At 72.2% G+C, this 15829-nt stretch carries 18 protein-coding genes; 10 read left to right on the top strand and 8 right to left on the bottom strand.

Annotation, left to right across the window (positions count from 1 at the left end):
* Nucleotides 1-10 precede the first annotated feature (10 nt).
* A complete protein-coding gene (locus tag BLT76_RS20285; protein ID WP_090860122.1) occupies nt 11-499 on the bottom strand; it encodes a GNAT family N-acetyltransferase in 489 nt (162 codons plus the stop codon).
* Between the two features lie 59 nt (nt 500-558).
* Between BLT76_RS20285 and BLT76_RS20280 the strand changes: the two genes are divergently transcribed.
* The 7 genes from BLT76_RS20280 to BLT76_RS20250 all read left to right on the top strand — a co-directional run bounded on the left by BLT76_RS20280 (nt 559) and on the right by BLT76_RS20250 (nt 5791).
* A complete protein-coding gene (locus tag BLT76_RS20280) occupies nt 559-915 on the top strand; it encodes a hypothetical protein (protein ID WP_139175716.1) in 357 nt (118 codons plus the stop codon).
* A gap of 73 nt (nt 916-988) precedes the next feature.
* Complete coding sequence (locus tag BLT76_RS20275; RefSeq protein ID WP_090860209.1) at nt 989-2125, top strand: DinB family protein; 1137 nt, start codon at nt 989-991, stop codon at nt 2123-2125.
* Between the two features lie 29 nt (nt 2126-2154).
* Entirely contained in the window at nt 2155-2349 is a 195-nt protein-coding gene (locus BLT76_RS20270; protein WP_090860120.1) for a DUF3046 domain-containing protein, read from the top strand.
* Nucleotides 2350-2535: 186 nt separating this feature from the next.
* Nucleotides 2536-3585, top strand: a complete 1050-nt coding sequence (gene recA, locus BLT76_RS20265) for a recombinase RecA (RefSeq protein ID WP_090860119.1) — start codon at nt 2536-2538, stop codon at nt 3583-3585.
* A gap of 207 nt (nt 3586-3792) precedes the next feature.
* On the top strand, nt 3793-4410 hold the full coding sequence (locus tag BLT76_RS20260; protein WP_090860118.1) for a regulatory protein RecX: 618 nt from the start codon (nt 3793-3795) through the stop codon (nt 4408-4410).
* Between the two features lie 26 nt (nt 4411-4436).
* Nucleotides 4437-4934 carry a phosphoribosyltransferase gene (locus BLT76_RS20255; protein ID WP_090860117.1) on the top strand — a complete coding sequence of 166 codons (498 nt, stop codon included), beginning with the start codon at nt 4437-4439 and terminating at the stop codon, nt 4932-4934.
* Nucleotides 4934-5791, top strand: coding sequence for a polyphosphate kinase 2 family protein (locus BLT76_RS20250; RefSeq protein WP_090860116.1), 858 nt, complete (start codon nt 4934-4936; stop codon nt 5789-5791). The genes BLT76_RS20255 and BLT76_RS20250 overlap by 1 nt, the downstream gene beginning before the upstream one ends.
* Nucleotides 5792-5820: 29 nt before the next feature.
* Here the strand turns inward: BLT76_RS20250 and BLT76_RS20245 are convergent, their stop codons facing one another.
* Nucleotides 5821-6486, bottom strand: coding sequence for a hypothetical protein (locus BLT76_RS20245; RefSeq protein WP_090860115.1), 666 nt, complete (start codon nt 6484-6486; stop codon nt 5821-5823).
* 151 nt (nt 6487-6637) lie between these two features.
* Between BLT76_RS20245 and BLT76_RS20240 the strand changes: the two genes are divergently transcribed.
* On the top strand, nt 6638-7414 hold the full coding sequence (locus BLT76_RS20240) for a HipA family kinase (protein WP_090860114.1): 777 nt from the start codon (nt 6638-6640) through the stop codon (nt 7412-7414).
* Entirely contained in the window at nt 7411-7791 is a 381-nt protein-coding gene (locus tag BLT76_RS20235; protein ID WP_090860113.1) for a DUF3037 domain-containing protein, read from the top strand. The genes BLT76_RS20240 and BLT76_RS20235 overlap by 4 nt, the downstream gene beginning before the upstream one ends.
* Before the next feature lie 66 nt (nt 7792-7857).
* Here the strand turns inward: BLT76_RS20235 and BLT76_RS20230 are convergent, their stop codons facing one another.
* The 3 genes from BLT76_RS20230 to BLT76_RS20215 all read right to left on the bottom strand — a co-directional run bounded on the left by BLT76_RS20230 (nt 7858) and on the right by BLT76_RS20215 (nt 11379).
* Nucleotides 7858-8601, bottom strand: coding sequence for a sirohydrochlorin chelatase (locus BLT76_RS20230; protein WP_090860112.1), 744 nt, complete (start codon nt 8599-8601; stop codon nt 7858-7860).
* Nucleotides 8602-8674: 73 nt separating this feature from the next.
* Entirely contained in the window at nt 8675-9421 is a 747-nt protein-coding gene (locus BLT76_RS20225) for a phosphoadenylyl-sulfate reductase (RefSeq protein ID WP_090860111.1), read from the bottom strand.
* 236 nt (nt 9422-9657) lie between these two features.
* Nucleotides 9658-11379 carry a nitrite/sulfite reductase gene (locus BLT76_RS20215; protein ID WP_090860109.1) on the bottom strand — a complete coding sequence of 574 codons (1722 nt, stop codon included), beginning with the start codon at nt 11377-11379 and terminating at the stop codon, nt 9658-9660.
* Nucleotides 11380-11728: 349 nt separating this feature from the next.
* On the opposite strand from BLT76_RS20215, the gene BLT76_RS20210 reads away from it, so the two are divergent.
* Nucleotides 11729-13171: a glycine hydroxymethyltransferase gene (locus BLT76_RS20210; RefSeq protein WP_090860108.1), complete on the top strand. Its 1443-nt coding sequence runs from the start codon at nt 11729-11731 to the stop codon at nt 13169-13171.
* Between the two features lie 12 nt (nt 13172-13183).
* Here BLT76_RS20210 and BLT76_RS20205 read toward each other — a convergent pair whose 3' ends face one another.
* From BLT76_RS20205 to BLT76_RS20195, 3 genes are all read right to left on the bottom strand, one after another.
* Entirely contained in the window at nt 13184-13414 is a 231-nt protein-coding gene (locus BLT76_RS20205) for a hypothetical protein (protein WP_090860107.1), read from the bottom strand.
* Between the two features lie 123 nt (nt 13415-13537).
* A complete protein-coding gene (locus BLT76_RS20200) occupies nt 13538-14215 on the bottom strand; it encodes a response regulator (RefSeq protein ID WP_090860106.1) in 678 nt (225 codons plus the stop codon).
* On the bottom strand, nt 14212-15786 hold the full coding sequence (locus tag BLT76_RS20195; RefSeq protein ID WP_090860105.1) for a sensor histidine kinase: 1575 nt from the start codon (nt 15784-15786) through the stop codon (nt 14212-14214). Before BLT76_RS20195 ends, BLT76_RS20200 begins: the two co-directional genes overlap by 4 nt.
* Between the last annotated feature and the right edge of the window lie 43 nt (nt 15787-15829).

The raw sequence follows: 15829 nt of genomic DNA, 5'->3' as shown, positions 1-15829 counted from the left end.
GGAGGGAGGTCTACCCCGCCAGGGCGATCTGCCACCACTCCGTGTCGATCCAGCGGTCGAACTTGTGCCCGACCTCGCGCAGCACCCCCACCGGCTCGAACCCGCACGCCCGGTGCAGCGCCCGGCTGCCCGGGTTGGGCAGCGCGACCACGGCCACGGCGGTGCGCATCCCGTCCGTGCGCAGGCGGCGCAGCAGCTCGTCGTACAGCGCCCGGCCGAGGCCGCGGCCGTGGGCGGCCGGGTCGACGTACACGGAGGTCTCGCGGGTGTGGCGGTACGCCGGCCGCGGGCGGTAGGCGGACGAGTAGGCGTAGCCCACGACGCCGTCCTCGTCGGCCACCAGCAGGTGGTCGCCGCGGTCGGTGCTGGCCAGGCGGTGCTCCCAGTACGACACCGGCGGCGGCTCCAGGTCGAAGGTCGCGATGCCGCCGGCGACCTGCCCGTCGTAGATCGCCTTGATCGCGGGCAGGTCGGCGGCAGTGGCGGAGCGCACAGGCATGGGCCCATTCTCCGACGTCGTCGGACGAGTCGTTCACCTGGATGTGCTGGACTCAGGTCGTGCCGGTCACTCACCTCGCGGGTCGTAGCGCCCGCATCGACGTGACGCTCGAGGGCCTCACCTTCACCCGCTCGGTGGCCGGCGCCGCCCGGCGCGGGGTCGAGCCGGTCCAGGAGGTCCTCTGGGACGACCTGGTCGGGGCCGAGCTGGTCCACACCCGCAAGGGCCGTCCGGTGTTCCGGGTGCTGGTCGTCGGCGCCCGCGCGGGCCTGCCGCTCCGGGAGGACCCGTACGCCCTGAAGCTGCCGCGCGCCGCCGACGAGCGAGCCGCCGAGCTCGTCGAGCAGGTCGCGCGCGAGGTCGCCGTACGACGGCGCTGGCGTGAGCACGCCGAGGACGACGAGGCGGGCGCCTGATCCTGGCGGCTTCCCGACGGAGGTTGGCAGGAAGTCCGTGGTCCTCCTCCTCGAGGCCCGCGAGGATCTCCCCATGAGCGCGATCGAGCCCGACACCAAGGACTGGACCTGGGTCCTGCAGCACCCCTGCCCGGAGTGCGGCTACGTCGCCGAGGACCCCGACCGCACGGCGCTGGGCGACCTGGTCCGGGGCAACGCCGCGCTCTGGCCGGTGCTCCTGGCCGCGCCGGACGCGGCGGCCCGGCCCGGCCCGGACGTCTGGTCGGTGCTGGAGTACGCCTGCCACGTGCGCGACGTGCAGCGTGTCTTCAGCGAGCGCCTCGCGCTGATGCTCGACCAGGACGACCCGCTCTTCGCCAACTGGGACCAGGACGAGACCGCCGTCGCCGAGCGCTACGACCTCCAGGCCCCCGCTGTCGTCGCCGACGAGCTGGTCGCGGCCGCCGAGACCGTCGCGGCCCAGTACGACGCCGTGCCCGCCGACGCCTGGACCCGCTCCGGGCGACGCAGCAACGGCGCGGTCTTCACCGTCGAGACCCTCGGGCGCTACCACCTGCACGACCTCGTGCACCACGCGCACGACGTCCGGGACGCGGCCGCCCGGGCGACCCGGGAGGCGTACGACGCCCACGCGGCCGCCTACGGCGCGGCCACCGCCCACCTCGACGACGCGGTGGCCCACCTCCGCGAGCGGTTCGTGGCTGCCGTCGGCACAGGCGCGCGGGTGCTCGCGATCGGCAGCGGGCCGGGTCGCGACGCCGCGGCGCTGGAGGCGGTCGGGCTGAGCGTGCGGCGCACCGACGTCAGCACCGGCTTCGTCGAGCTGCTGCGCGCCGAGGGCCACGAGGCCGACGTCCTGGACCCGCTGACCGACGGGCTCGATGACCCGCTCCGTCCCGGCACGCCGTACGACGGGGTGTGGGCGAGCGCCTCGCTCCTGCACGTCGCGCGGGGGGACCTGCCGCTGGTGCTGCGTCGGCTGGCGGAGGCGACCCGGGACGGCGGCGTGCTGCACCTGGCGGTCAAGGAGGGCACGGGGGAGGGCTGGTCGACCCACGGCAGCGTCACGGCTCCGCGCCGGTTCACCTACTGGTCCGAGAACGGGCTCATGGCCGTCGTCGAGGCAGCGGGCTGGCACGTCGAGCAGCGCGGGTACGGCACCGGCTCGCGCGGCGAGCGCTGGCTGGACCTGCTGGCCCGGCGTCGCTGAGTCGGCGGGGCGCCGTACGCTTCACCGGCGTGAGGCACACGGAGTTCTGGTCCCGGATGGAGGACGCGCTGGGCGCGTCGTACGCCCGCTCGTGGGCGAGCCAGTTCGTCATGGGCGCCCTCGGTGGCCGCACCGCGCAGGAGGCGCTCGATGCCGGGGTGCCGCCCAAGGAGGTCTGGGCCGCGGTCTGGGCGGCGCTCGGGCTGCCGGAGCGCGATCGCTGAACCCCGGGCGACACGCGCGTGTCGATGTCGCGATCGAACACGTGTTCGGGCTAGGTTGTGTCCACAGGCATGACGCCGGAACGGGTTCTCCACAGCCTCGGCAGCGCTGATCAGGCGTTGTCGGTGGACCGCTCTAGCGTCGCCGACGTGCCTGACACCCGACGAGCTAGGAAAGAAGGTCCGGCCATGGCTGGAGATCGCGACAAGGCCCTCGACGCCGCCCTGCTGAACATCGAGAAGTCGTTCGGCAAGGGCTCGGTGATGCGCCTCGGCGACGAGACGCGCGCCCCCCTGGAGGTCATCCCGACCGGATCGATCGCGCTCGACGTCGCGCTGGGCCTCGGTGGCCTGCCCCGCGGCCGGGTGGTCGAGGTCTACGGTCCGGAGTCCTCCGGCAAGACGACGGTCGCGCTGCACGCGGTGGCCAACGCCCAGGCCGCCGGCGGCATCGTGGCCTTCATCGACGCCGAGCACGCGCTCGACCCCGACTACGCCAAGGCCCTCGGCGTCGACACCGACGCGCTGCTGGTCTCGCAGCCCGACTCCGGTGAGCAGGCGCTCGAGATCGCCGACATGCTGATCCGCTCGGGTGCGCTCGACCTGATCGTCATCGACTCCGTCGCGGCGCTGGTGCCCCGGGCCGAGATCGAGGGCGAGATGGGCGACAGCCACGTCGGCCTCCAGGCCCGGCTGATGAGCCAGGCGCTGCGCAAGATGACCGGTGCGCTCAACAACTCCAAGACCACCGCGATCTTCATCAACCAGCTGCGCGAGAAGATCGGCGTGATGTTCGGCTCGCCGGAGACCACGACCGGTGGCCGGGCGCTGAAGTTCTACTCCTCGGTCCGCCTCGACGTGCGCCGCATCGAGACGCTCAAGGACGGCACCGACATGGTCGGCAACCGGACCCGGGTCAAGGTCGTCAAGAACAAGGTCGCGCCGCCGTTCAAGCAGGCCGAGTTCGACATCATGTACGGCAAGGGCATCAGCCGCGAGGGCGGCCTGATCGACGTCGGCGTCGAGGCGGGCATCGTCCGCAAGGCCGGCGCCTGGTACACCTACGACGGCGACCAGCTCGGCCAGGGCAAGGAGAACTCCCGCAAGTTCCTCAAGGACAACCCCGACCTGGCCAACGAGCTGGAGAAGAAGATCCTCGAGAAGCTCGGCGTCGGCCCCCAGGCCGACGCGCCCGCCGAGGCCCTGTCCGACGAGCCGGTCGGCGTCGACGACTTCTGAGGTCTCGATACACCGTCGTTCGTCCCTCACGACGGCACTCGACCACCGATCCCGAGACACCGTCGTTCGTCCCTCACGACGGCACTCGACCACCGGTCTCGAGACACCGTCGTTCGTCCCTCACGACGGCACTCGACCACCGGTCTCGTTGGTCGAGTAGCGAGCGCCAGCGAGCGTATCGAGACCCGACGCACGGGAGGTGCTCCGATGCACGACGACCGACCCGCCCCCTCGTGGGCCGGAGACGTCTCCGTCGGGGTGGACGCGTGGACCCGCCGCGCGTCCGCCCCGGCGTCACCTCCGCCGCCCGACCCGGTGGCGGCCGGCCCGGACGCCGACCCCGAGTCGGTGGCCCGCAAGATCCTGCTCGACCAGCTCACCGGCCAGGCCCGCAGCCGCCAGCAGCTCAGTGACAAGCTGGCGGCCAAGAACGTCCCGACCGACGTGGCGACCCGCCTCCTCGACCGCTTCGAGGAGGTCGGCCTGGTCGACGACGGGGCCTTCGCCCGTTCCTGGGTGGCCAGCCGGGGCGCCGGCGGCGGTCGGGCGCTCGCCAAGCGGGCCCTCGCCCAGGAGCTGCGCCGCAAGGGCATCGACGACGAGGTGGCCCGCGAGGCCCTCGACGAGATCGACCCCGACGACGAGGAGCAGGCCGCGCGGGCGCTGGTGCGCAAGAAGCTGCGCACGCTCACCCGCGTCGACGACGTCGTCGCCACCCGTCGGCTGGTCGGGATGCTGGCCCGCAAGGGCTACGGCTCAGGGCTCGCGTTCGCGGTGGTCAGGGACGAACTGGCCCAAGCGGGACGGGATGCGCTGGACGACTGACCGCTGTCGGGGGCCAGAATGCTCTCGTGGCTGACGACGAGCGCGAGATCCTGACCTACGAGCTGTTCGGCACGGCCGTCCGCGACCTGGCCCACCAGGTCGTCGACTCCGGCTACGAGCCCGACCTGGTGCTCTCGATCGCGCGAGGGGGACTGGGCCTGGGCATGGGCCTCGGCTACGCACTGGACGTGAAGAACCTCTCCGCGGTCAACGTGGAGTTCTACACCGGCGTCGACCAGCGCCTCGACGTTCCGATCATGCTGCCGCCGACGCCGCAGGCCGTGGACCTCTCGGGGCTCCAGGTGCTGATCGCCGACGACGTCGCCGACTCAGGCAAGACCCTGGAGATCGTGCAGGAGTTCTGCGCCGACCACGTCGCCGAGGCGCGGACCGCCGTCATCTACGAGAAGCCGTGGACCGTCGTGAGCGCCGACTACGTCTGGCGCCGTACCGACCGGTGGATCAACTTCCCCTGGTCGTCCGAGCCACCGCTCGTCGACCGACGCGGCGGGCAGGCTCACTGATGGCCGGCACGCCGACGACCGGCGACCTGCTGCGCGTCCCGGCGGGTGTCGTCGACCTGTCCGCGGTCGCGACCGACGCGACGCCGGGCTTCGGGCACGGCAAGTCCGCCGGACGGGCGGCGCTGGCCGAGCTCGGCGAGGAGCTGGCGGACCTGCAGGAGCGGCTCTTCGCCGAGGGCCGCTCGGGCGGGTCGCGACGGGTGCTGCTGGTGCTGCAGGGCATGGACACCTCCGGCAAGGGCGGCACCCTGCGGCGCACCGTGGGGCTGGTCGACCCCCAGGGCGTCCGGATCACCTCGTTCAAGGCCCCGACCGAGGAGGAGCGGGCCCACGACTTCCTGTGGCGCATCGAGCGGGCGCTGCCCGGAGCGGGCTACCTCGGGGTCTTCGACCGCTCCCACTACGAGGACGTGCTGATCGCGCGGGTGCGTGGTCTCGCACCGGCGGAGGAGCTGGAGCGCCGCTACGACGCCATCATCGACTTCGAGCGCCGGCTGGTCGAGTCGGGCACCACGCTGGTGAAGGTGATGCTGCACATCTCGGCCGACGAGCAGAAGGAGCGGCTGCTGGCCCGGCTCGACGACCCGGCCAAGCACTGGAAGTTCAACCCCGGCGACATCGACGAGCGCGCGCACTGGCCCGCCTACCGGGAGGCCTACGAGATCGCCCTGGAGCGCACCAGCACCGAGGCGGCGCCGTGGTACGTCGTCCCGGCCGACCGGAAGTGGTACCGCGACCTGGCCGTCGGCCGCTTGCTCCTCGAGGCGCTGCGCGGCCTGGACCCGCAGTGGCCGGCGGCCGACTTCGACGTGACGCACGAACGGGCCAGGCTGACCGGCGAGGAGCCGGTCGCCTGACCCGTTCGGTCAGTCAGTGCTGAGCGAGGTCAGCGACGGTACGTCGAGCCCTTGATCACGCTGCTCGTGTAGCCCTTGCTGCCCTTGAAGGTGATCTTCCAGACGAACTTGCCGCGGCTCGGAGCGGGGAGGACGACGGTGAAGCGGCCCTTCCGGTTGCTGCGGACGGTCTTGTACTTCTTGAACTTCTTGCCGACCTTCTTCTGGACGATGATCTTGATCTTCGCCTTCGGGGCGACCTTGCCCTTGAAGCCGGCCCGCTTGCCGCTCATTCCGTTGATGGTCAGCTTGCGCTGGGCCTTCACGGTGCCGACGGACGCACCGGTCGGGGCGTACTCGGCCGTGCCGGAGTAGAAGACGCGGTACTGCGCCGAGATCTTGATGTCGACCGACTTGTACAGGTAGGCGCTCGACGACGTGGCGATCGTCTGCCACGAGCGGGAACCGGCCGCCAGCTGCTGCACGACGAGGCTGCCGTCGTAGACCTGCTTGCCGTCGGCACCCTTCACGTTGATCGAGAACGACACCTGGTCGGTGCCGGCCACGGGCGCGCCGGCCTGGGAGGAGTAGTCGTTGACCTTGATCCAGCCGCGGCCCTGGCTGCCGCTGACGATCGAGGTGGCGGTGGCTGCGGAAGCGGGCGCCGTGGAGGCGACGATCACAGCGGTGGGGGCGATCAGGCCGGTCGTGACCACGGCGGCGAGAAGACGACGTACGCGCAAGGGTGTGTCCGTTCTACGAGTCTGGGAGGAGGCGGCGTCCCGAGCCGCCGACAGGTCTTTACCTCCAGAAGACGCCCGCTAAACGGACTTCTTACGCAGTTCGACACTCACCTAGGGTTGCGCCGTGATTCCGACCGTGCCAGTGACCCGCTACGTCACCCCGCTGCGCGAGGGCGGCAGCCTCCCGGGCATCGTCGAGGCGGCCGACCTCGGAACCTACGTCTGCAAGTTCCGGGGGGCCGGCCAGGGGCTCCGGGTCCTGGTCGCCGAGACGATCGTGGCCGAGCTCGCCCGGCGCATCGGGCTGCGGACCCCGCGCCTGGTGGCGCTGGAGCTGGGCGCCGAGATCGCGCGCTACGAGGCCGACGAGGAGGTCCAGGACCTCCTCCGGGCGAGCATCGGCCTCAACCTCGGGGTGGACTTCCTCCCGGGCTCCTTCGGGTACGACGGAGAGGTCCCGACGGGCCCGGACGTCGCGGCCCGGGTCCTGTGGCTCGACGCCTTCTGCGCGAACGTCGACCGGTCCTGGCGCAACCCGAACCTGCTGGTGTGGCACGGCGACCTCTGGGTGATCGACCACGGCGCCTCGCTCTACTTCCACCACGCGTGGCCGGGCGGGTCGTTGACCAAGGAGGGCGCCGCGGCGCGCTTCGCCGCGCAGCCGTGGGACCTCACCGACCACGTCCTCGAGCGGTACGCCGGCGGCCTGCCCGCGGCCGATGCCGAGGTGCGGGAGCGGCTCTCGGCCGACGACCTCCCGGAGGTGCTGTCCCTCGTCCCGGACGAGTGGCTGGAGCCGGTCCCGGGGGCGGAGACCCCGGACGCCGTGCGGGCGTCGTACGTCGAGTTCCTGACCGCTCGCCTCGCCACCCGCCAGTGGCTGCCGGAGGTCGTCGCGTGACCTCGCTGTCCTATCAGTACGTCGTGCTGCGCTGCGTCCCGCGCGTCGACCGCGAGGAGTTCCTCAATGTCGGCGTGGTGCTCTACTGCCAGGCGAGCGACTTCCTCGACGTCGCGTGGGAGGTCGACCGCGACCGGCTCGCGGCCTTCGCCCCGGGGCTGGACCTCGACCGGGTCTGCGACGCGCTCGACTTCGTCGCGGGCGTCTGCGCGGGCGACCGGCGTGGGGGAGCCGCGGCGGGGAAGCCCATCAGCCAGCGCTTCGGCTTCCTGAAGGCGCCCAAGAGCACCGTCCTGCAGCCCGGCCCGGTGCACGGGGGCATCACCGCGGATCCCGCCGCCGACCTCACCCGCCTCCGCGACCACCTGGTCGGATAGGCCGAGTCAGCACCAGTGGTGCTGACTCGGCCTACCACTGGTGCTGACTCGGCGGGAAGGAGCGGGTCAGACGGGGACGAGCTCGACGGCGCCGACGGCGTAGCGGGCCAGGATGGTGCGGGCGACCTCGGGGTGCGCGCCGAGCGGCTCCGACACGGCGATCGCGCCCGCCTCGACGGCGAGCTCGGCGGCCCGGTCCGGCAGGAAGCCGGGCGCCAGGAACAGCGAGGCGACCGCGATGTGGCGACGGCCCTCGGCCCGGAAGGCGCGCACGGCCTCACCCGTGGCGGGCGGGGAGCTGGACGCGAACGCCGCGGTCACCGGGAGCTTGTGGTGGGAGCCCCAGACGCGGGCGAGCCGGGCGACGGCCTGGTTGGCGAGCGCGTCGCTGGAGCCGGCGGCGGCCAGCACCAGGGCGTCGAGCTCGCGGACCCGGGCGACCCGCAGCGCCTCGCGCAGCCGGACGTCGAGGACCTCCAGGAAGCAGGCCTCCAGGCCGAGGATCGACGTCGCGCGAATGCGCAGTCCCGGGTGCCGGGCGCCGGCGGCGGCGACGGCGGACGGGACGTCGACCTTGGCGTGGTAGGCCTCCGTGAGCAGCAGCGGCACGACGACGATCTCGTCGTGCCCGGCCTTCACGAGCCGGTCGACGACCGTCTGGAACGACGGCTTCGACAGCTCCAGGAACGCCTGCTCGACGCGCAGGTCCGGGCGCATCGCGCGGACCTCGTCGACCAGGGCGGTGATGGTGCGGGCGGACCGCGGGTCACGGGAGCCGTGAGCCAGGGCCACCAGGGCGGGAGCAGCCATCAGGGCAGCCTCCTCGGGTGTGCAGGGGTACGACGGACCACGTTGTCCGCGATGGGGGATGGCAGGGCGCGGGTCACGAGTGGATCCCGCACTCGGTCTTGTTGGTGCCGGCCCAGCGGCCCGAGCGCGGGTCCTCGCCGGGGGCGACGCGTCGGGTGCACGGGGCGCAGCCGATCGACGGGTAGCCGTCGTAGACGAGCGGGTTGACGAGCACGCCGTTCTCGGCGATGTAGCTCTCCATCTGCTCGTCGGACCAGCGCGCCAGGGGCGAGACCTTGACCTTGCCCTTCTTGGCGTCCCAGCCGATGACCGGCGCGATGACCCGGTTGTGGGTCTCGGCACGGCGCAGCCCGGTCGCCCAGGCGTCGTAGTTCTCGAGCCGCTCGGCCAGGGGCTGCACCTTGCGGAGCTTGCAGCACAGGTCGGGGTCGGTCTTGTAGAGGTCCTTGCCGTACGCCGCGTCCTGCTCGGCCACGCTCTGCACCGGGGTGATCGAGATCAGGTTGAGGTTCATGGTGGCCTCGACGGCGTCGCGGGTGCCGACGGTCTCGATGAAGTGGTAGCCGGTGTCGAGGAACAGCACGTCGACCCCGGGCACCACCTTCGAGACCAGGTGCGCCAGCGCAGCGTCACCCATCGACGACGTCACGCAGAACCGCTCCCCGAAGGTCGCGGCCGCCCACTCGACGATGACCTCGGCCGGCGCCAGCTCCAGCTCGGCGCCCCAGTGGGACACCAGCTCGCGCAGCTCCTCGGGCGAGCGGCCCTCGGTCTGCACCCCGCGGGCGTTGCGTGCGGTCGTGGTGGTCGCGGCGGTCATCGGTTCACTCCCTGGGAAGGTCGGATCAAGCCGAGCATCTTCAGGTGGAAGGCGCGCAGGCAGCCGCGGCATTCCCAGGAACCGTGGGGGGAGCTGACCTCGCCAGCATCCGAGACGACCTCGTGCGGGCGCAGGTCCTCCTCGCCGCAGAACGGGCAGTGGAACGGGACGGCGCGCTCAGTCATGTCGGGGCCCCAGCGGGAATCGAGCGAAGCGAGTGTCCTCGTGGGGAGTTCTCATGACGGGATCGACTCCAGCGACTTCTCGCCGCGCAGCAGGTCCTCGTCGGCGCGCTGGACCCACTCGGTGAACGACTCGCCGTCGGTGCGGTCGGCGAGGAACGCGGTGACCACGTTGGTGACGTAGTCGTCGAGGCCCGCGCTGGTGACCTTGTGGGCGCGCAGCTTGCGGCCGAAGTTGGCCTGCAGGCCGGTCGCGCCGCCCAGATGCACCTGGAAGCCCTCGACCTGCTCGCCGTCGGCCATCACCAGCTGGCCCTTGAGGCCGATGTCGGCGACCTGGGTGCGGGCGCAGGCGTTGGGGCAGCCGTTGACGTTGACCGTGATCGGGACATCGAGGTCGGGGAAGCGGCGCTCGAGCTCGGCGACCAGGTCGCGGGCGCGATTCTTGGTGTCGACGATGGCCAGCTTGCAGAACTCGATGCCGGTGCAGGCCATCGTGTTGCGGCGCCAGTTCGACGGGCGGGCCGAGAGGCCGATCTCGTCGAGCCGGACGACCAGCTCCTCGACCTTCTCGGGGTCGACGCCGATCAGCACGATCTTCTGGTACGGCGTGAGTCGCGCGCCGGCGACGCCGTACTCCTCGATCAGGTCGGCGAGCTGTAGCAGCAGGGTGCCGGAGACGCGGCCCGCGGTCGGCGCGACGCCGACGTACCGCTTGCCGTCCTGCTGCTCGTGGACGCCGATGTGGTCGCGGTGGCCGACGGGGGAGGCGGGGGACTCGCAGGAGACGAGCTCGCGCCCGAGGTACTCCTTCTCGAGGACCTCGCGGAACTTCTCGACGCCCCAGTCCTGGACCAGGAACTTCAGCCGGGCGCGCGAGCGCAGCCGGCGGTAGCCGTAGTCGCGGAAGATGCCGGCCACGCCCTCCCAGGCGTCGGCGACCTCGTCCAGCGGGATCCAGACGCCGAGCTTCTTGGCCAGCATCGGGTTGGTCGACAGGCCGCCGCCGACCCACAGGTCGAAGCCCGGGCCGTGCTCGGGGTGGACGGTGCCGACGAAGGAGATGTCGTTGGTCTCCGGCGACACGTCGTGGCCGGGGTGGCCGGTCAGCGCGGTCTTGAACTTCCGGGGGAAGTTCGAGAACTCGGGGCTGCCGATGAAGCGGCGGTAGATCTCGTCGAGCGCCGAGGAGCCGTCGATGATCTCGTCCTTGGCGACGCCCGCGACGGGGGAGCCGAGGAAGGGGCGCGGCGAGTCGCCGCAGGCCTCGAGGGTGCTCAGACCGGCACTCTCCAGGACCTCCCAGATCGCGGGCACGTCCTCGATGCGGATCCAGTGGTACTGGATGTTCTCGCGGTCGGTGACGTCGGCGGTGTCGCGCGCGTAGTCGCGCCCGATGGTGCCGAGGGCCCGCACGGTGGCTGCGTCCAGGAGCTTGCCGTCGGAGCGGACCCGCATCATGAAGTAGCGGTCGTCCAGCTCCTCCTCCTCGAGCATCGCGGTCTTGCCGCCGTCGAAGCCCGGGGCGCGCTGGGTGTAGAGACCCATCCAGCGGAAGCGGCCGCGCAGGTCGGCCGGGTCGATGGAGTCGAAGCCGCGCTTGGAGTAGATGTGCAGGATCCGCGCCTGCACGTTCAGCGGGTCGTCGTCCTTCTTGGACTGCTCGTTCTTGTTCAGCGGCTCCGTGTAGCCGAGCGCCCACTGGCCCTCGCCCTTCTTGGGGCGGGGGATCTCGGTGTGCTGCGGCGGCTGGGGCTTGAACCGGAGGTCGGGCATGAAGAAGTGCGTCCTTCGCTGAGGAGGCGCGCGAGGTCGGCGCGCGGGGCGGGTCGTGGAGACGGGGCCTGGCTCAGCGCCAACACATCGAGCTGCGCGTGCGACCGAGGTCCACGTGGCGTCGGACCACGAGGAACGCATGGGTAGCAGCGGAGACCATGTCAAGGAGTCTCAGTCCCCGGACCGCCTGCCCACAAGCGCACTTCTCATGATGTGAGACCGGACTCCACCATGTGAGACGCCGTACGGCGGTCCCGCCTGCAAACGGGCGTCAGTGCGGCCCAGGTCACACCGGGACGGTGTCGTCCGTGATGCGGGCGCCCCCGCCGGGAGCCGTAGGCTGAGCGCCATGAGTGACCTCGACGCCCTCACCAGCAGCGCCTACTCCCAAGCTCTCGAGGTCATCGCCTCGGTGGAGCCCCGGATCGCCGACGCGACCCGCAAGGAGCTGGCCGACCAGCGGGGCTCGCTGAAGCTGATCGCCAGCGAGAACTACGCGTCGCCGGCCGTGCTGCTGACGATGGGGACCTGGTTCAGCGACAAGTACGCCGAGGGCACCGTCGGCCACCGTTTCTACGCGGGCTGCCAGAACGTCGACACCGTGGAGACGCTCGCCGCCGAGCACGCCCGCGAGCTGTTCGGCGCCGAGTACGCCTACGCGCAGCCGCACTCCGGCATCGACGCCAACCTGGTCGCCTTCTGGTCGATCCTCGCCCACCGGGTCGAGGGTCCGTGGCTGGAGAAGGCGGAGAAGAAGAACGTCAACGAGCTCACCGACGCCGACTGGGAGTCGCTGCGCAAGGAGCTCGGCAACCAGCGCCTGCTCGGGATGAGCCTGGACGCCGGCGGCCACCTCACCCACGGCTTCCGCCCGAACATCAGCGGGAAGATGTTCCACCAGCAGCAGTACGGCACCGACCCCGAGACCGGGCTGCTCGACTACGACGTCGTGCGGGCCAAGGCGAAGGAGTTCAAGCCGCTGATCCTGGTCGCGGGCTACTCGGCGTACCCGCGCCGCGTGAACTTCGCCAAGATGCGCGAGATCGCCGACGAGGTCGGCGCGACCCTGATGGTCGACATGGCCCACTTCGCCGGTCTGGTCGCCGGCAAGGTCTTCACCGGCGACGAGGACCCGGTCCCGCACGCCCACGTCGTCACCACCACCACCCACAAGTCGCTGCGCGGCCCGCGCGGCGGCATGGTGCTGGCCACCGAGGAGTACGCCCCGAGCGTCGATCGCGGCTGCCCGATGGTGCTCGGTGGTCCGCTGTCGCACGTGATGGCGGCCAAGGCCGTCGCGCTCGCCGAGGCCCGGCAGCCGGCGTTCCGGACCTACGCCCAGCAGGTCGCCGACAACGCCCAGTCGCTGGCCGAGGGCTTCAAGAGCCGCGGCGCCAAGCTGGTCACGGACGGCACCGACAACCACCTGGTCCTGCTCGACGTGTCGTCGTTCGGCCTCACCGGCCGCCAGGCCGAGTCGGCGCTGCTCGACGCCGGCGTGGTCACCAACCGCAACTCGGTGCCCTCCGACCCGAACGGCGCCTGGTACACCTCCGGCGTCCGGCTCGGGACCCCCGCGCTGACCACTCGCGGCTTCGGACACGACGAGTTCGACAACGTCGCCGAGCTGATCGTGCACGTCCTGCAGAACACCCAGCCCGGCACCACGAAGGCGGGCGCGCCGTCGAAGGCGTCGTACGTCCTCGCCGACGGGGTGGCCGACAAGGTCAAGGACTCCTCGGCCGAGATGCTCGACAAGCACCCGCTCTACCCGGGTCTCGACCTCGCCTGACCGCCCCCGACGTCAGCAGGCGGCGGTCAGCGGCGGGCCGGGGTCGTCCTCGGTGGCCGGGCGCTCCAGCAGGACCACCGCGGCCAGCCCGGCCAGGTCGGAGATCAGGTCGTGCGCGTCGTCGTACGCCTCCCGCAGCCGGGGGTCTCCCGAACGACGGTAGGTCTCGAGCAGGATCAGCAGGTGCGCGGCGCGCTGCGTGATGTCGCCCAGGATCTGCTGGCGATCGAATGGCTGTGACATGTGGCCCCCCATGCAGGGACGCGGAGCTCGGCGCACGTAGGTGTCGAGATCACATCCCGGTCTGCTGACTGTGCGCGCCCGTTCGTCGGCGGTCAATACCCGCAGGGGTGACCGGGGGCGTCGTCAGCGCCAGCGGTACTCGACCTCGGGGCGCCCGGACCCGCCGTATCGCGGGTGCCGCTCGGCGAGGCCGCTGTCGGCGAGGTGCTCGAGGTAGCGGCGCACGGTGACGCGGGACGCGCCGACGAGGGCGGCGACCTCGGTGGCGGACAGGCCGGCACCGGCGTCGCGCAGGGCGGCGGTGACGTCGCGCAGGGTCTCGGGGCTCATGCCCTTCGGCAGGGCCGCGGGACCGGCGGGGCGCAGGGTGCCGAAGAGCCGGTCGACCTCGTCCTGCACGACCTCGGCGGGCGCGGCGGCCAGCCGCTCGCGGTAGGCGGCGTACTGGCCGAGCTTGTCGCGGAAGGTCGCGAAGGTGAACGGCTTGAGGAGGTAGAGCACCACGCCCTGGGCGACCGCGTGCCGGACCACGTCGGGGTCGCGGGCCGAGGTGACGGCGACGACGTCGCAGAGGTGGCCGGCGGCGCGGAGCCGCTGCAACAGGCCGAGGCCGTGGCCGTCGGGCAGGTGCATGTCGAGGAGCAGCAGGTCGACGGAGCGGTCGCGGTCGAGCAGACGCATCGCCTCCCCGGCCGAGCGGGCGACCCCGGCGACCTCGAACCCCTCGACGCGGCCGACGTACGACGCGTGCGCGGCGGCGGCGACCTCCTCGTCCTCCACGACGAGCACCCGGACCGTCACGGGGCCGCCCCCAGGTCCACCGCGAACTCCGCGCCGCCCAGCTCGGAGCGGCCGATCGTCACGGTGCCGCCGTGCCGGCGCGCCACCTGGCCGACCAGCGCCAGGCCGACCCCGCGGCCGCCGTCGGTGGCCTTGGTCGTCCACCCGCGCTCGAGGACGTGCGCGGCCGCTTCCCCGGTGAGCCCCGGCCCGCTGTCGCCGACGACCACCCGGAGCCGGCCGGCCCCGCCGTCGAGGGTCACCGCGACCCGCCGTACGGGCGCGTCCGCGACGGCGTCGAGGGCGTTGTCGACCAGGTTGCCGAGGACGGTCACCAGGTCCCGAGGCGGTACGGCGGAGCCGGGCGGGACCTCACCGCTGATCCGGAGGTCGACGCCGCGCTCGGCGGCCTCGGTGCTCTTGCCGAGCAGCAGCGCGGCGACGATCGGGTCTCCGACGGCGTGCACGACGCGGTCGGTCAGCAGCTGGGCGACCTGGAGCTCCTCGGTCGCGAAGTCGACGGCCTCCTCGGTGCGGCCCATCTCGATGAGGGACACGATGGTGTGCAGCCGGTTGGCGGCTTCGTGGTTCTGGGCGCGCAGCGACTCGGTGAGCCCGCGGACGACGTCGAGCTCGCCGGTGACCGCGCGCAGCTCGGACTGGTCGCGCAGGGTCACCACGGCACCGACGTCGCGGCCCTCCCAGGCCGCGGGGGCCGAGCTGACGACCAGCACCCGGTCGCCGGCGAGGTAGACGTCGTCGTCGGCGGCGGTCCCGGCCCGGGCGGCCGCCACCAGCCCGGGGGCGAGGCCGATGTCGCCGAGCGAGCGGCCCACGACGTCCTCGGGCAGGTCGAGCAGGCGCCGGGCCTCGTCGTTGGCGAGCTGGACCCGGCCGTCGGGGTCGACCAGCAGCAGTCCCTCGCGGACGGCGTGCAGGACGGCGGAGTAGTACTCGTACATCCGGGTGATCTCCCGCTCGCCCAGCCCGTGGGTCTGCCGGCGCAGGCGGCGCCCGACCAGCACGGTCCCGCCCAGCCCGACCAGGAGCACGACGCCCGCGGCGATCGCCAGCGGGAGCAGGTCGTCGCGCACCTGGCGGTCGATCCGGTCGATGGTGATGCCGACCGACACCAGCGCGACCACCGCGCCGTCGGGGTCGCGCACCGGCACGACCGCGCGCATCGACGGGCCGAGGGTGCCGGCGTACTGCTGGGTGAAGGTGCCGCCCTGCGGGGCGTCGCCGACCTCGCCGACGAACCGCTTGCCGATCTCGGCGGGATCGGGGTGGCTGAAGCGGATCCGGTCCAGCGACATCACCGTGATGAAGTCGACCTCGGCGTCGGCGCGGACCTCCTCGGCCAGCGGCTGGATCGTCCGGCTGGGGTCGGGGTCGTCGACGGCGTCGGCCAGCGCGGGGGAGTCGGCGAGGGTGCGGGCGACGGCCACGGCCCGCTCGGTCGCGGTCGCCCGGGCGTCGCGGCGGGCGTCGTACGCCGCCATCGCGAGTGCGGCGACGACCAGCACCAGGACCACGAGCACCTGCAGCGCCAGCACCTGACGGGCGACCGAGAGCCCGCCCAGCCTGCGCATGGACGGATTGTGCCCCACCGCGAGGGGTACTTCGCGAACACAA

Source organism: Nocardioides lianchengensis (assembly GCF_900101465.1).
Taxonomy (GTDB): domain Bacteria; phylum Actinomycetota; class Actinomycetes; order Propionibacteriales; family Nocardioidaceae; genus Nocardioides; species Nocardioides lianchengensis.
Note: the sequence above shows the minus strand (reverse complement) of the source record. Positions and strands in the feature narration are given on the sequence as shown.

Excerpts from the sequence above, each read along its gene's own strand:
- BLT76_RS20285 (WP_090860122.1), bottom strand. The coding sequence starts at position 499 with ATGCCTGTGCGCTCCGCCACTGCCGCCGACCTGCCCGCGATCAAGGCG.
- BLT76_RS20275 (WP_090860209.1), top strand. The coding sequence starts at position 989 with ATGAGCGCGATCGAGCCCGACACCAAGGACTGGACCTGGGTCCTGCAG.
- recA (WP_090860119.1), top strand. The coding sequence starts at position 2,536 with ATGGCTGGAGATCGCGACAAGGCCCTCGACGCCGCCCTGCTGAACATC.
- BLT76_RS20260 (WP_090860118.1), top strand. The coding sequence starts at position 3,793 with ATGCACGACGACCGACCCGCCCCCTCGTGGGCCGGAGACGTCTCCGTC.
- BLT76_RS20250 (WP_090860116.1), top strand. The coding sequence starts at position 4,934 with ATGGCCGGCACGCCGACGACCGGCGACCTGCTGCGCGTCCCGGCGGGT.
- BLT76_RS20230 (WP_090860112.1), bottom strand. The coding sequence starts at position 8,601 with ATGGCTGCTCCCGCCCTGGTGGCCCTGGCTCACGGCTCCCGTGACCCG.
- BLT76_RS20225 (WP_090860111.1), bottom strand. The coding sequence starts at position 9,421 with ATGACCGCCGCGACCACCACGACCGCACGCAACGCCCGCGGGGTGCAG.
- BLT76_RS20215 (WP_090860109.1), bottom strand. The coding sequence starts at position 11,379 with ATGCCCGACCTCCGGTTCAAGCCCCAGCCGCCGCAGCACACCGAGATC.
- BLT76_RS20210 (WP_090860108.1), top strand. The coding sequence starts at position 11,729 with ATGAGTGACCTCGACGCCCTCACCAGCAGCGCCTACTCCCAAGCTCTC.
- BLT76_RS20205 (WP_090860107.1), bottom strand. The coding sequence starts at position 13,414 with ATGTCACAGCCATTCGATCGCCAGCAGATCCTGGGCGACATCACGCAG.
- BLT76_RS20195 (WP_090860105.1), bottom strand. The coding sequence starts at position 15,786 with ATGCGCAGGCTGGGCGGGCTCTCGGTCGCCCGTCAGGTGCTGGCGCTG.